Source organism: Flavobacterium sp. TMP13 (assembly GCF_050847115.1).
GTDB lineage: Bacteria > Bacteroidota > Bacteroidia > Flavobacteriales > Flavobacteriaceae > Flavobacterium.
On sequence record NZ_CP193656.1, the window covers coordinates 208,115 to 223,014 of the forward strand.

Annotated in this window: 16 protein-coding genes; 9 read left to right on the forward strand and 7 right to left on the reverse strand. The window is 30.6% G+C overall.

Annotation, left to right across the window (positions count from 1 at the left end; genetic code table 11):
- Positions 1-158: 158 nt before the first annotated feature.
- Genes ACRASX_RS00900 through ACRASX_RS00910 form a run of 3 tightly spaced genes read left to right on the forward strand, consistent with a single transcriptional unit; the run spans position 159 to position 2,669 of the window.
- Positions 159-842, forward strand: a complete 684-nt coding sequence (locus ACRASX_RS00900) for a cell division ATP-binding protein FtsE (RefSeq protein ID WP_066309903.1) — start codon at positions 159-161, stop codon at positions 840-842.
- Positions 842-1,723, forward strand: a complete 882-nt coding sequence (locus tag ACRASX_RS00905; RefSeq protein WP_066309905.1) for a glycosyltransferase family 2 protein — start codon at positions 842-844, stop codon at positions 1,721-1,723. Before ACRASX_RS00900 ends, ACRASX_RS00905 begins: the two co-directional genes overlap by 1 nt.
- A 10-nt stretch (positions 1,724-1,733) precedes the next feature.
- A complete protein-coding gene (locus ACRASX_RS00910; protein ID WP_432222114.1) occupies positions 1,734-2,669 on the forward strand; it encodes a glycosyltransferase family 2 protein in 936 nt (311 codons plus the stop codon).
- Here the strand turns inward: ACRASX_RS00910 and ACRASX_RS00915 are convergent.
- Positions 2,656-3,054 carry a sugar 3,4-ketoisomerase gene (locus ACRASX_RS00915; protein ID WP_432222115.1) on the reverse strand — a complete coding sequence of 133 codons (399 nt, stop codon included), beginning with the start codon at positions 3,052-3,054 and terminating at the stop codon, positions 2,656-2,658. The genes ACRASX_RS00910 and ACRASX_RS00915 overlap by 14 nt on opposite strands.
- Positions 3,051-4,004 carry a glycosyltransferase family 2 protein gene (locus ACRASX_RS00920; protein ID WP_432222116.1) on the reverse strand — a complete coding sequence of 318 codons (954 nt, stop codon included), beginning with the start codon at positions 4,002-4,004 and terminating at the stop codon, positions 3,051-3,053. Before ACRASX_RS00920 ends, ACRASX_RS00915 begins: the two co-directional genes overlap by 4 nt.
- Positions 4,005-4,067: 63 nt before the next feature.
- Between ACRASX_RS00920 and ACRASX_RS00925 the strand changes: the two genes are divergently transcribed.
- Positions 4,068-4,955, forward strand: coding sequence for a glycosyltransferase family 2 protein (locus ACRASX_RS00925; protein WP_066309916.1), 888 nt, complete (start codon positions 4,068-4,070; stop codon positions 4,953-4,955).
- Positions 4,956-5,095: 140 nt separating this feature from the next.
- Here ACRASX_RS00925 and ACRASX_RS00930 read toward each other — a convergent pair whose 3' ends face one another.
- The 5 genes from ACRASX_RS00930 to ACRASX_RS00950 form a co-directional block, all read right to left on the reverse strand.
- Positions 5,096-6,370 (reverse strand): O-antigen translocase, encoded by a 1,275-nt coding sequence (locus ACRASX_RS00930; protein ID WP_157492682.1) that lies wholly within the window; start codon positions 6,368-6,370, stop codon positions 5,096-5,098.
- Between the two features lies 1 nt (position 6,371).
- The gene (locus ACRASX_RS00935; protein WP_432222117.1) at positions 6,372-7,469 is read right to left on the reverse strand and encodes a DegT/DnrJ/EryC1/StrS family aminotransferase; all 1,098 of its coding nucleotides are present in this window, start codon (positions 7,467-7,469) and stop codon (positions 6,372-6,374) included.
- A complete protein-coding gene (locus ACRASX_RS00940; protein ID WP_432222118.1) occupies positions 7,469-8,443 on the reverse strand; it encodes a GNAT family N-acetyltransferase in 975 nt (324 codons plus the stop codon). Before ACRASX_RS00940 ends, ACRASX_RS00935 begins: the two co-directional genes overlap by 1 nt.
- Positions 8,440-9,048 (reverse strand): trimeric intracellular cation channel family protein, encoded by a 609-nt coding sequence (locus ACRASX_RS00945; RefSeq protein WP_066309924.1) that lies wholly within the window; start codon positions 9,046-9,048, stop codon positions 8,440-8,442. Before ACRASX_RS00945 ends, ACRASX_RS00940 begins: the two co-directional genes overlap by 4 nt.
- A gap of 73 nt (positions 9,049-9,121) precedes the next feature.
- Positions 9,122-9,865, reverse strand: a complete 744-nt coding sequence (locus ACRASX_RS00950; protein WP_432222119.1) for an RDD family protein — start codon at positions 9,863-9,865, stop codon at positions 9,122-9,124.
- 20 nt (positions 9,866-9,885) lie between these two features.
- On the opposite strand from ACRASX_RS00950, the gene ACRASX_RS00955 reads away from it, so the two are divergent.
- From ACRASX_RS00955 to ACRASX_RS00975, 5 genes are all read left to right on the forward strand, one after another.
- Positions 9,886-10,866 carry a stage II sporulation protein M gene (locus tag ACRASX_RS00955; protein WP_432222120.1) on the forward strand — a complete coding sequence of 327 codons (981 nt, stop codon included), beginning with the start codon at positions 9,886-9,888 and terminating at the stop codon, positions 10,864-10,866.
- A 250-nt stretch (positions 10,867-11,116) separates the two neighbouring features.
- The gene (locus ACRASX_RS00960) at positions 11,117-11,797 is read left to right on the forward strand and encodes a hypothetical protein (RefSeq protein WP_432222121.1); all 681 of its coding nucleotides are present in this window, start codon (positions 11,117-11,119) and stop codon (positions 11,795-11,797) included.
- Positions 11,790-12,563 (forward strand): DUF4129 domain-containing protein, encoded by a 774-nt coding sequence (locus ACRASX_RS00965; protein WP_432222122.1) that lies wholly within the window; start codon positions 11,790-11,792, stop codon positions 12,561-12,563. The genes ACRASX_RS00960 and ACRASX_RS00965 overlap by 8 nt, the downstream gene beginning before the upstream one ends.
- Positions 12,556-13,755, forward strand: coding sequence for a DUF4350 domain-containing protein (locus ACRASX_RS00970; RefSeq protein ID WP_432222123.1), 1,200 nt, complete (start codon positions 12,556-12,558; stop codon positions 13,753-13,755). The genes ACRASX_RS00965 and ACRASX_RS00970 overlap by 8 nt, the downstream gene beginning before the upstream one ends.
- A 20-nt stretch (positions 13,756-13,775) precedes the next feature.
- Positions 13,776-14,783, forward strand: coding sequence for an AAA family ATPase (locus tag ACRASX_RS00975; RefSeq protein ID WP_432222124.1), 1,008 nt, complete (start codon positions 13,776-13,778; stop codon positions 14,781-14,783).
- The last annotated feature ends 117 nt before the right edge of the window (positions 14,784-14,900 follow it).

A 14,900-nucleotide genomic window follows, 5' to 3' on the forward strand; every position in this document is an offset into this window, starting at 1 on the left:
GATTTATTCAGTTTCAATTGATTTTGTTGAAAATCACAGCCTTTAGAAATAGAATGCAACTGCATTTTTTCTAGCTTTAAATCTTTTCTAAAACGGTTGCATTTTATTTTGAATACAGTCATTAACTTAGTACTTTTACCATTCAAATCAATTTTATTATGTCGGAAACCGTACTGTCTTTAAAAGATGTAACTATATACCAGGAAGGAAGAGAAGTTTTAGCTCACGTAAATTTGGACGTAAAACATGGTGAGTTTTTATACATCATTGGTAAAACAGGTTCTGGAAAAAGTAGTTTCATGAAAACACTTTATGGTGATTTACCGCTAACTCAAGGTGAAGGACATATTGTTGAATTTGATTTGGCGACTTTAAAAGAAAGTGAAATTCCGTATTTGAGACGTAAAATTGGAATTGTGTTTCAAGACTTTAAGCTTCTTCCAGACAGATCGATCAAAGAAAATATGATGTTTGTGCTTAAAGCAACCGGTTGGACGGTTAAAGTAGATATGGAACATCAAATTGATGAAGTCCTTGATAAAGTAGGAATGAAAGGGTACGCACATAAAATGCCACATCAAATTTCTGGTGGAGAGCAGCAACGTGTAGCCATTGCAAGAGCTTTATTAAATGATCCCGAATTTATTCTTGCCGATGAACCCACTGGAAATTTGGATCCGCAAACTAGTGCTGAAGTATTAGAATTGCTGAGAAAAATTAATGCCAACGGAAAAACTATTATTATGGCAACGCATGATTATGCTTTGTTGATGAAGTTCCCCTCTAAAACTTTAAAATGTGAAGATGCTCGTATTTTTGAAGTAGTTCAGAAAACCGTGTAATGCTCTCCATTTTAATTCCAGTTTACAATTACGATGTTTACCCGCTTGTTCGAGAATTAAAAAAGCAAGCTGACAGTTTAGGAATTGTTTATGAAATAATAGTTCAAGATGATGTAAGTCAGAAATTTATTTCGGAAAATACAGCAATAAATTTGTTACCAAATTGTACTTTTTCCGTTAATAGCGAGAATTTAGGTCGTGGAAAAAACATTAATTTACTATGTTCATCATCAAAACATGACTATGTACTAATTATGGAAGCGGACGCGCTACCAGAAAGTGAGTTCTACCTTAAAAATTACATTTCTTTATTATCGGAATTTTCTACAATAATCTTTGGAGGAGTTAAATATTCTAATATTATTCCACCAAAAGAAAAAATACTTCGTTGGAAATATGGAATAAGTCGAGAATCGAAAACTTTGGATTATAGACTTCAAAATAAGTACGATTTTGTATTCACATGGAATTTACTCCTAAGAAAAGAAATTCTTTTAAAAAATCCTTTTCCTGAATTCATCCGTGAATATGGTTATGAAGATGCTGTTTTTATGAAAACACTACGTGTAAATTCCATTCCAGTACTTCACATTGAAAATCCTCTAATCCATTATAATGATGAAAACAGTATTGATTTTATAAAAAAATCGGAAAGCGCAGTGAATACTTTACACCAATTAATTAGCAATAAAAAAACAGAATATAAAGACATTAAATTGAGTTCTATTTATTCCATTTTAAAAAAGTTTTATCTAATTGGTGTCGTGAAAGTAATTTATACTAAAAACAAACAACGTATTTTAAATAACTTAACGTCTGAAAATCCAAATTTATATTTGTTTGATTTTTATAAATTGGGATATTACAGTATCTTAAAATAAAATCTAACCTATGACATTTTTTTCGGTAATCGTTCCGCTCTATAACAAAGCAGCGTATATTGAAAACACATTAAAAAGTGTTCTAAATCAAACTTTCAAAGATTATGAAATTATTGTAATTAATGATGAATCTACCGATGAAAGTAAAACTAAGGTACTCGAGTTCAATGATGAAAAAATTCAACTTTACACTCAAAAAAATCAAGGCGTTTCTGTAGCTAGAAATCTGGGAATTGAGAAATCTCAAGGAAAACTTATTGCATTTTTAGACGCCGATGATTTTTGGTTTCCGAATCATTTACAGGAATTAGCTGACTTATACCATAATTTTCCAAATTCTGGAATGTACTGCTCTCGCTATAAAATTAAAACTACCAAACATCATTTTCAATTTCCTTATTTTAATGGAATTGAAAATTCTTATCGTGGAATTATAGACAATTACTTTTTTTCAAACTTTCCATATAGAATTTCGTGGACTTCTTCTTTGGCCATTCCAAAAAAGACTTTAGAAAAAATAGGAGCATTTACACCTGGAGTTACAAATGGTCAAGATTTAGAGTTATGGACTAAAATTGGAATTAATTATCCCGTTGCAATTACCAATAAAATAACAGCTATTTACCATTTCGATATTCCAAATAGCTTGGCGAAAAACAAGATTGGTTTAATGAAATTAATGGACTTTGAACAATTTGAAATTGCGGAACAACACGATTCTAATTTAAAAAAAAATTTAGATCAATACCGAATCGAATATGGACTTCGTTATCACATTTTTGGTTATACCGATAAAGCAAACTTCTATATCAAAGATATTGACCTCAAAAAAAGTTATTTTAAAATTTGGGCTTTATTCCAAATACCACCATTTTGTTTACGTATTTTATTTAACTTTAAAAATTATATAAAAAAAATAGGTATTGATTTTTCTATTTATGACTAGCATAGCTTTTAAACTCCTCAAAATCTCTAATATAATCTTCTTCAATATAAACTTCTGAAGCAATTACCAAACAAACAGATCCTGAAGAAAAATTATTTAATTCTCGCCAAATTCCGGAATTGATAAGCAAGCCATGATTGGGTTTGTTTAGACAGATTGTTTTTTTTTCTTTTCCATCATTTACAATAACGTCAAAACTTCCGCTTAATGCAATAAGGAATTGTTTCAAATTTTTATGAGCATGACCACCTCGTTCAGAGCCGCTTGGAACATCGTATAAGTAATAAACACGCTTTATTTCATAAGGAACAATATCGTTTTCTATTACAGAAATATTCCCTCTTGGTTCTTTTATTTTTGGAATTTCAATGATTTGAATATTCATAATAAATTATTTTTTTCTTTTTCTAAAGAATTTAATTTTCGTATTCCATGTTTAGCATTTCGAACAACAGTAACTAGGTTTTTTAATTTAATTTTTTTTTGTTTCAAATCAAATGTAATTTTTAGAACTAACCAAACAAAATACAAATCAGGAAATATCCTTTTGTAAAAAGCTCCTAAATTATAATATTTCTTGGATAGTATAATTTTGTCTGCTGTAGATTTATCACTATGAGTAACAATTGTTTCATTATAAAAAATCAACTTTTTTTCATCTCTCTTCATTTCCATTAAAAAAAGAGGTTCATCTCCTAAATCAAAAAAAGAATTTAAACCAAACCATTCATTAAACTTTGCTTTTTGAATTGATAAATTGGGGTTTTTCAACGTAATTTCGATAGTTCCACAATTAAGAATTGTAAATATAGAAATAGGATTTTGGATGTTTTTGGGATATTTCTTAAATAAAACAGTATCATTTTTTTGGATTTGGAATAAAATCGCGTCAGCATTATGAAATAAATTGTATGCTTTAAGAATTGTTTCTTTTGTTGTAGTTAAATAATTTACATCATCATCTGTAAAAACCAACAACTTTTTCTTCGCATTTTCGAGAGCTATATTTCTACTTTTTGCTACTCCAATTTCAAAAGAATTTACAACTCTTACTCCTTCATCATTAGATATTAAAATATTATCTTTAGTTGTTTGATTAACTATCAATAGGTTGTTTAGAAGATAACCGTTGGGAAAAATTGACTCCAAAAAGTCAAGAGAATTTCTATTTTGGGTCGAAATTAAAAACTCAATGTCGTTAATAGTATAAATCTCTTCCAAGTATTTTTTATCTTTGGGCAAATGTATAAATATTATACAAAATCCATAATTATTTGTTTTATAAAAAATTAATATTAAAACAAATACACGTCTACTTGAAATAAATCTATTCAATTATCCCTATTTTTGATTTTTTTCAAACACTAATTTAATTCCAGAAACAACCTTTTTAATTTTATGCAAAACCATCCATTAGTTAGTGTTATTTGTTTGTGTTATAATCATGAGGAATTCGTAGTAGAGTCATTAAATTCAGTTTTAAACCAAACCTATAAAAACATAGAATTAATTATTATCGATGATAACAGCAATGATAATTCTAAAGAAACCATCGAAATTTGGCTTAAAAAATATCCTAACGTTGTATTTATTTCAAATGAAACCAACCTAGGGAACACTAAAACTTTCAATAAAGCATTACAGCTAGCAAAAGGTGATTACATAATAGATTTAGCAGCCGATGATGTTTTACTTCCCATTTGCGTTGAAAAACAACTAAATACTTTTTTAAATTCTAAATCAAAAAATTTAGGAATTGTTTACGGCAACGCTGAATTAATATCCGATACCAATACTCATCTTAGATACTATTATGATGTAAATACTGAAAAAAAAGCAATACAAAAACCTTCTTCAGGAGATATTTATTTAGCCATGTTAAACCAAAGCAGCATGATTTGTTCGGTTTCTTCAATGATAAAAAGAGAAGTTTTAAATCAACTAAATGGCTATGACGAAAATTTAGCTTATGAAGACTTAGATCTATGGATTAGAACTTCGAGAAGTTTTAATTTTGATTTTATTGATTCTATATTAATTCAAAAAAGAGAAATCCAAGGCTCGCTTGGTTCACAATTTTACACGAAATTAAATTCAAAAACTCGAAAATTAAATTATTCCTCTTACCTCGTTATTAAGAAAGCCATTGCGCTAAACAAAACTAGAGCAGAGAACAAGGCGCTCTTAAAACGGCTTCATTATGAAATGACAAAAGCCTACCAATCTCTTGATATTTGGCTTTTTATAAAATACATCCCTTTAGAACTAAAATTAAGGTTTTGCTAAAAAATTATCTACTTTCACTCTTCCCTATCAAAAGTATTTTCCCGTTTTATTGTTTTTATAATTTCTAATCGAAAAGAACTGTAATCTAAGCTTTTCATTTTTTTTATATACTTGTAATATAAATATTCAATTTAAAAAATTTAAAATAAACTTTTCCTAAAATAGATTGCCAACACTAGTAAATAAACAAAATTATCAAAAGTTTGAGACATGACAACTCCTTTTACTCCAAATAAAGGAACTAAATAATTACTCAAAAAATAAAATACCGCAAGTGAGGCAATTTCTGAAATAATAAAAGCCATTGTCATTTTTTTAGCAAAGAATTGATAACCCAAAATCAAAGCTGCAGCTTTTAAAAAATCACCCATTAATTGCCATAAAAACAAACTTGTAACTGGAAGAAATTGACTAGTGAAAAGTAATTTAATAATAAAAAAACGAGCAAAATAAATAACAATTAAAACCACTATAAATAAGGTTAAAATGTTTTTATAAAAACTCCAAAAAACGGTTTTAGTCTCTTCTCTATTTTTGGCTACAGCTAATTTAGGAAAAAAATAAACCGATAATATTGTGGTAATAAACATCATGTAATAAGTCGAAATCCGAGTTATGGTTTCCCAAAAACCTGCTTGTTCCAATCCTACAACAACGATCACATTTTTTCGTATCGCTAAAAAAACTAAAGGTCCTAAAACCGAAGAAACCAAAGCCATTAGTGAATACGACGATAAATTTTTTATAATTCGAAAATCAAAATTGCGAACTCGAATCATTTCAAAAAAACGAAATTCTTTATTGATAAAATAAAAGATTACAAAAAACAACAAGGCGGGTGAAATCACAATTGAGAGTAAAGCACCCAATGTTTTTAAATGCAAAATCATATAAAGAGAAACTAATAACCCTATCAAATTCCCTATTATGTTTACCCAAATAACCTGCTTGAATTTACCCAAACCATTCAATAACGAAAGTAAAAAAACAGAAATAGCATACCAAGGTAAAGCCAATGCAATTGCTTTAAAAATGATTTGATAGTCAAAATGATTACCGAAAATTTCTTGGTTCCAAAAGTCAGCCAAAAAATATAAAACAAAACTAAAAATGACTGCAACAACTACTAAACTGACAAACACGGTGGCAATTATTTTTTGAAGTTTATTCAGATTTTCTTTCTCTTCAGCAACATATTTTACAATTCCATTTTGGAATCCTAAACTAGAAATACTTTCTAAAGACGATGAAAAATTTCGAAGATTTCCTACCAAAGCCATTCCGCTTGGGCCAACAAAAACAGCCAATAACTTTGAAGTAATTAGTCCTATTCCTATTTTTAATAGTACACTCAAACTATTTAAAGAAGTGATTTTAAATAAATTTGTTTGCAGTATCTTTTTAATGAAATCCAATTTAATAGTTATTTAAAATTGAAATCACAAAACCTACCTCATCTACTGTCATTACAGGATTAATCGGCAAACTCAAAACTTCCTTATGAATTTTCTCCGTAATAGGGAAAGATAGATTATTCCAGTCTAAAAATGCTTTTTGTTTGTGAGGCGGAATAGGATAATGAATCATCGCTTGAATTCCATTTTCTAATAAATAGTGTTTTAATTCATCTCTTTTTTCGGTTCGAATGACAAACAAATGAAACACGTGATTGTTTGACAAATCCCAAAAAGGCAAACTAATTTTATCATTTTTAATTTCAGACAAATAGCGTTTTGCAATGGTTCGACGATGTTTGTTATCAGCATCTAAATTGGTTAGTTTTACATTCAAAAAAGCCGCTTGTAATTCGTCTAATCTTGAATTCATACCAATATATTCATTCTTATATTTGGTTTCAGAACCATAATTCCGAAGGGATTGAATTGTTTTTGCTAATGCAGAATCATTAGTCGTAACCGCTCCGCCATCACCTAAAGCACCTAAATTTTTCCCAGGGTAAAAACTAAAAGCAGCAGCATCAGATAGATTTCCTGATTTTCCAAAATCGTAAACTGCCCCGTGTGCTTGAGCTGCATCTTCGATTACTAATAAGTTATTTTGACTCGCAATGGCGTTAATTTGATTCATTTCAGCCAATTGTCCGTACAAATGAACCGCAAGAATTGCCCTTGTTTTTGCTGTTATTTTCTCTTGAATTAAATCGGGATTAATGTTGTAAGTTTCTAATTTTGGCTCGACCAGAACTGGAACCAAATCGGCTTGCAAAATAGCCAAAATACTCGCAATATAAGTATTCGCTGATACAATTACTTCGTCTCCTTTATGCAATTCACCTAATTGAATATATCCTTTGAAAATTAAAACCAACGCATCTAAACCATTGCCGACGCCAATGCAATATTTTATTCCGCAATAGTTAGCAAAATTTTTTTCAAAAGCAGCAACTTCATTACCCAAAATGTACCAACCATTTTCTAAAACTGATTTCAATTTTTCTTGAAAACCAGTTTCATAAGTCGCATTTACTTTTTTTAAGTCGAGAAATTGTATCATTACAAAATCGTATCTAATGCATTAAAATTTGACGTTTCTACTTCGGAAAAATCTTGAACAATCGTACTTGCGCCGAAACTTTCTTTCCAATATGATAACCCTTGATTTAGTTTTCTGCCTTGATTTTCATTGGAAATTCCAAAATCAAAAAAGTGCTTCTCTTTAAAAACAACTGTAATTAAATGATGAAACAATAGATCCAATCCGCCTAGTTCATTTTTTCCTTCTTTACCCGAAATATATTGACAATGCGCTACGTTCTCGCTTTCAAAAATTGTAGTTCCCGCAATAATACTTCCATTTTCATAAACGTTAAACTGCCTTATTTTATTTGGAAAAAAAGATTTTAATCTAGTAATTTCTTCCAAAGTATGAACTGGCTTAGCTTGGTATTTATCCGCTAAATTTGGAATTAATATTTCATTCCAATACTCATCAAAATAAGAAACTTCTTTTACTAGTAAACTATTTTTGATACCGTTATCGACGCCTCTTTTTCGAAGTTTGGAAAACGAATAGGGCTTGGTTAAATCAGTAACAGCCAAAGTATCTCTTCGAATCAACTGCGCATCGGCTAAAAACAAAGCATAATTTAATTCCTCAGCGGGCTTTTGATGATAAATAGATGGAAGTAATTTGAGTTGTAATTTTTGAATCTTATTGTCATTCAAAAAAGACAAAACGCATTTAAAAACTTCAATGAACGAAGCTAATTTCAGTTTCTCATTATAAACCAACCCACCATAGGTTAATCCTTGATGCGAATACACATCTGAATTTACAATATTTGCAGGTAAAACGGCTATTAATTTTTTGTTTTCATAAATTAATAACGAGAAGTCTTCAAAGCGATCGCTATGATATTCCATAAAATTACGATTGAATAAAAAAGTAGCATTTGTAGCTTTTGCTATAAATTCATTCCAAACCGTACGATTTTCTTTCGTATAGCGTTTTACTGTAAAGTCTTTCATTCTGATTTAACTTCTAAAGACGGCAAATACCATTTAAATTTCACAGCCATTAATCGAAGTACAATAATTACAATGGAAGTAATCAAGTATAAAATATCGTTATTGAGATTAAATTCTTTCAAAGCAAAAAACACAATTCCGCCAATAATACAAATAGTTGCATAGATTTCTTTATGAAAAATTACTGGAATATCATTACACAAAATATCGCGAGTCACACCTCCAAAACATGCCGTCATCGTACCAATGGCAATGCAAATTACGGGATGCAAACCTACATTTATCCCTTTTTCGAGTCCGATCAATGTAAAAACACCTAATCCGATGGTATCAAATAAAAACAAAGAAGTTCTCAGCTTATCAAATTTTTTTCGAAAAAGAATAGAGAGAAAAAAAGCTAAAATTATGATGTAAACGTATTCCAAATTGAGCATCCAGCCTACCGGAGTTCTACCAATCAACACGTCACGCAATGTTCCGCCACCAACCGCCGTTACAAATGCAATAATAAAAACTCCAAACGGATCTAGTTTTTTGTTCATAGCCGTTAAAGCGCCAGACATCGCAAACGCCATTGTCCCAATAAGATCTAATAATTCGAACATTGATTTTTTTTAAGTAATTCTAAGTTTTGAAGTTCTTCGTGTTTGTAAAGAACGAATTTGCAGCAGTACTTTACTACATGTTTTGAGTATAAAAATTATAATCTTTTAAAATTACCCGAACAAAATCGGCTTTAGAATCCGTTTGATTTTTAATTCCAGTAACACTTTCAATTTTTGTCACTAGCTTTTCAACTGTTTCAAAATCATGTTTAAGTTGTGCACGCTCAAAAGTTTCCTTGATAATGCGCACATCATTGTCGGATAATTTTATCACTAAAGGATACGTTGGTATATACGCTTCTCCAATTTCCTCCAAAATAGTATGACTAATATTAACGTCATTTTTTAATGAAATTACTGCTGTTCCTGCGACCATATCGCCCAATCTTTGATTGTTTTTACTTGTCACTACGGTAGTAATTGCAATAATTCCGTTCATTATCGAAATATCAATAATTCTAAAAAACCAACGCATTAGATAATCACCAAAACCTGCTTGATATCCATCGAGTTTCACGACTTTTATTTTACTTAATTTTTTTCCAAACGTTTGTCCTTCAAAAATACTTTCTAATGTAATCGTGTAAATTATAACTGGAAAATAAAAAAATAAAATAATGGCAAAAATAGACCACTGATCTAATTCCTTAAATAAATCTTTTATTCCGAAATAATAAAAAAATACCGTAAAAACTACGATTCCGTAAGCAATCTTAATAATTAAATCTATAAAATAGGCCAACATTCGATCTCCCACTGAAGCCGCTTTGAAATTTATTACTACATTTTGTGTAGTTGTTATAGATAATTCTGACATATTTTATATTTTAGCCTCTAATGAGAGAAATTGCTTTTATAAAACAAAATAAAGAAAAATGGCTAGACTTTGAATTAGCTATTTTTGGTAAAGCTAAAAAAAATCCTGATGAGTTAGCTAATTTATACATTCAAATGATGAATGACTTGGCTTACGCCCAAACCTATTACCCTAAAAGTAAAACGGTTATCTATCTAAATTATTTAGCGTCACAGATCTATCAAAAAATTTATAAAACTAAAAGGACTGAAAAAAATAGACTTGTCTACTTTTTCAAGACTGAAGTTCCGCTTTTGCTTTACGAGTATAGACGCTATTTATTGTATGCTTTTGTACTGTTTTTTGCTACTGTTGCGATGGGCGTAGTTTCGGCAAAATTCGACGCTAATTTTGTTCGTCTTATTCTCGGCGATAGCTATGTAAACATGACGTTAGAGAACATTAAAAAAGGAAATCCTGTTGCCGTCTATAGCTCTGGTAGCAATTGGGGTAGTTTTATTGGTATTACGCTCAACAATATTTACGTAGGTGCAAAATGCTATCTCTACGGTGTTTTTGGTGGCATTGGCACGTTTTATATTTTTTTACAAAACTGCATCATGATCGGTTCTTTTCAGTATTTTTTTTATCAAGAAAATGTGTTTTGGGAAAGTGTTCGTGGGATTTGGATACACGGTTCTATGGAAATTTTTGCGATTGTAATTGAGGCTGCAGCTGGTTTTATATTAGGTGCTGCTATTTTATTTCCACGAACTTATTCTCGTTTTAATTCGTTAAAAATAGGTTTTAAAACTAGTTTTAAAATCTTTATAAGCACTTTCCCGTTTACGATTTCAGCTGGATTTTTAGAAGGGTTTATCACTCGCTATTCTGCTGACATGCCTAATTGGCTGAGTGTTGGAATCATCCTAATTACCCTCGTAATTATTTCATTTTACTATTTAATTTACCCTCATATTATTCACAAAAAAAACAGCCAAATAAATGTTCCAACTTTATAAAAAAAGAAATTTTAGCGATTTTATTTCCGACACCATTACTTTCTTTAAAATCTACGGAAAACATTTTTTCAAAAACTATCTTTTAATCAATGGCGGTTTTTTACTCGTACTCTGTTTCCTAATGTACTTTATTTTCAAGGTATATTTTGAAGTAGTGTTTTCTTCTATTGGAACCACTAACTCAGACTATTTTTCGCAATATTTTAATTCGAATTCAATTCTTTTTATTGGCACTTTAATCTTGTTCTTTTTGCTCATTATCATTATTTCGATGCTGAATTTTGCGTATCCCGTTTTATATTTACAATTCATATCTAAAAATCCTGAAGCTAATTTTACGATTAAAGATATTACTACCGCATTGACCAAAAATACAGGACGATTGCTGGTTTTTATTCTTGGTCTAGTTTTTATTATCTTTCCTTTGTTAATGCTTCTTTTTGCACTTTTATTTTTAATGATCTTTATTATAATCGGTTTGCCGTTACTTTTAATTGCTATGCCAGCTGTTTTGGCTTGGATTAATTTAAGTTTTTACGATTATCTAACCGAAAAAACAGGCTTTTTTAGAGCGTTTAAAAATGGATTTCTACTACTCAAGCAACAGTTTTGGACAATTGTAGGTACCACCTTTGTTATGCTAATGTTGATTCAAATTGTGCAAGGTATCATTACGATGGTCCCTTATTTCATCGGAATTATTTACTTTTTTAGTTCGGGTCAAACGAATATGAGTGATCCCGAAAGTGAAGGACTGGCAACCATGGGCATATTTGCAGCTGTAATTATGATCTTGGCTGTTTTACTGAGCTATTTTTTCAATAATTTAGTTTTAATCAACCAAGGTTTAATTTACTACAGCTTACGTGAAGAAAATGAAAGCACTTCATTAATTAGTAATATTGATTTAATAGGAGCTGATAATGAATAAATGTTTTATTTTTATAATACTTTTTTTTACTTCTTTTTTGACCCAAGCGCAAGAAAGTTCGCTAATTGAAGAGACGGGAACAGCATTGCATACTACCGATTCTTCGCGAATAATTCAGTTGGACTCGAGCACTATTTCGAAAAAGTCATTTGTAAAAAACTTTAAAGACAGTTACAAAGAGGCTGATTTTATGTACGAATTTAAAACGCCCGAAAAAAATGCTTGGGATCGTTTTAAAGATTGGCTGGCACAACTATTTCAAAAATTATTTCAATTTAGCAGTAACGAAACCTCAGTAAATTTGGTGAAAATTGTTTTGAAAGTCATTGCTGCCGCTGTAGTTATTTTTGTAATTTATTTAATTGTAAAAGCGATAATTAATAAAGAAGGGCAGTGGATTTTCGGTAAAGATTCGCACAAAAAAAACATCAATTATTCTGATATTGAAAAAAATATCCATCTGGTTGATTTTGAAAAACTGATTCAAGAAAGTTTACAGTCGGGTCACAAGAGAATAAGCATTCGTTATTACTATTTATGGCTGCTTAAAACAATGGCTCAGCACCATCATATTAAATGGGACATCGAGAAAACCAATACCGATTATTTGTATGAATTAAAAAATCAAGCGCATAAAGAAGAGTTTGGTTACCTTTCGTATGTCTACAATTATATTTGGTATGGTGAATTTGAAATCGACGAAAATACTTTTGTAAAAGCAGAACAACGCTTTAAAAAAGCCCTAAAAACTTTCAGCAATGTCTAAAACTATAAAAATATATATTGCCATTTTAGTACTGTTGTTAGTTCTTATTTTGGTGATCGATTACAACCGCCCTAAACCAATTGACTGGCGCCCAACTTATGGTATAAATGATAAAATTCCGTTCGGAATGTACGTTTTCAATAAGGAATCTCAAAAACTTTTAAAGAATGATTCTATCGAAAAAATTAACGAAACTCCGTATGAATTTCTAGACAGTAATTACGTTCCTGATAGCATTGTAGGAACTTACCAATTACAAGGAACACTACTTTCTATTGCTAAAAACGCACCAATTGATGACGAATCTTGGAAAGAAATCTTTTACTTTGTAAGTCACGGTAATACGGCATTTATAAGTACTACCTCAGTGCCTAAAATTTTTAAAGACAGTCTTAAAATAGAACTAGATGTCGACTACAGTTATCAGTCTAACAGTTACAACTGGATTCAAAATCCAAAATTAGGATCTCAAAAATACAAGGTAATAGAAGAAGGCAGTGCAAGCTATTTTAAATCTTTTGACACCATAAACACAACTATTTTAGGCTATCAAGAAACCGACTCTATTCGTGCGAATTTTATAAAAACTAAATTTAAAAACGGCCAATTTATTGTGCATTTACAACCTGCTGCTTTTACTAATTTTCATTTATTAAAAAGCAATACATATCAATATACAGAAAAAGTAGTCTCGTATATTCCTGCCGGAAAGGTGTTTTGGTTTTTAAAGTCGAATGCGAATGATTCTATATCGAACTCACCTTTGCGTTACATTTTTAGTCAGCCCGCACTAAAATGGGCTTGGTATCTGTTCTTAATCGGAATGGTAATTTTTATGCTTTTTAATGCAAAACGCAAGCAACGTATAGTTCCTATAATTGAACCACTGCCCAATTTGACAGTCGATTTTACCAAAACCATCGGTAATTTGTATTACCAAGAAGGTGATCACGACAATATAATCGAAAAAAAAATTATTTACTTTTTAGAAAAAATCAGAAATGAATATTTACTGGACACTCAAAAACTAGACGAATCTTTTATTCTGAAATTGCATCAAAAATCAGGAAAAGAAGAAAGCACTATTCGAGAAGTTGTGCTGCTAATTACTGATTATAGACAAAACAAACATCAAAGTGTGGAGGAAGATTTGATCAAAATCAACAATGCCATCGAAAAAATTTTAAATTAAATAAAAAATAACCCAAATATATGGACGATAATACACCACAAGAAATAACCAATCAGAATCTGAATTTCGAAAATCGCTTGGATCTTGCGCCACTTTTAGCGCACATCAACGCCATCAAAAAAGAACTAGGCACGGTAATAGTCGGACAATCTAAAATGATCGACCAGCTATTAGTTGCTATTTTGGCTAACGGTCACGTTTTACTAGAAGGAGTTCCAGGTGTTGCAAAAACCATTACTGCCAAATTATTGGCAAAAACTTTAAATATTGGTTTTAGTCGCATTCAGTTCACGCCCGATTTAATGCCTTCGGATATTTTAGGAACGTCTGTTTTTAGCATTAAAAACTCTGAATTTGAATTTAAAAAAGGCCCAATTTTCTCTAACTTAATTTTAATTGATGAAATCAATCGTGCGCCAGCCAAAACGCAAGCCGCTTTGTTTGAAGTGATGGAGGAACGACAAATTACAATTGATGGTTCTCAATATATTTTAGAAACTCCGTTTTTGGTAATTGCCACTCAAAACCCAATTGAACAAGAAGGAACGTACCGTTTGCCAGAAGCACAACTAGATAGATTTTTATTTAAAATCACGATTGACTATCCAAAATTAGACGAAGAAATTGCCATCATTCAGCGCGAGCATACCTTACAAAATCACGGCAAACTCGAAGCCATACAAACTGTTCTTTCGGACATTGAAATAAAGAACTATCAAGATCTAGTAAAATCGATTGTGGTGGAGCAAAATTTATTAGAATACATTGCTCGCATTGTAGTGAACACACGTGAAAATGCTTTTTTATATTTAGGTGCATCGCCTAGAGCGTCTATTGCAATTTTGAATGCAGCCAAAGGTTTTGCGGCCATAAATGGTCGTGATTTTGTAACGCCAGAAGACATAAAAGAAGCGGCAATTCCGGTATTGCAACACCGTGTAATTGTGACTCCAGAACGTGAAATGGAAGGAATAAGCAGTCATGAAATCATCAAACAAATACTAGAAAGCGTAGAAATTCCGAGATAAGAAGAACTATTAATTGTTAATTATTAATGGTAAATTGTTAAGTTCAGAATTTTGAACCTCAGAATATTTGAACTTTTCAACCTCTGAACTTATCAAACTCAGGAACTCGAAAAATTA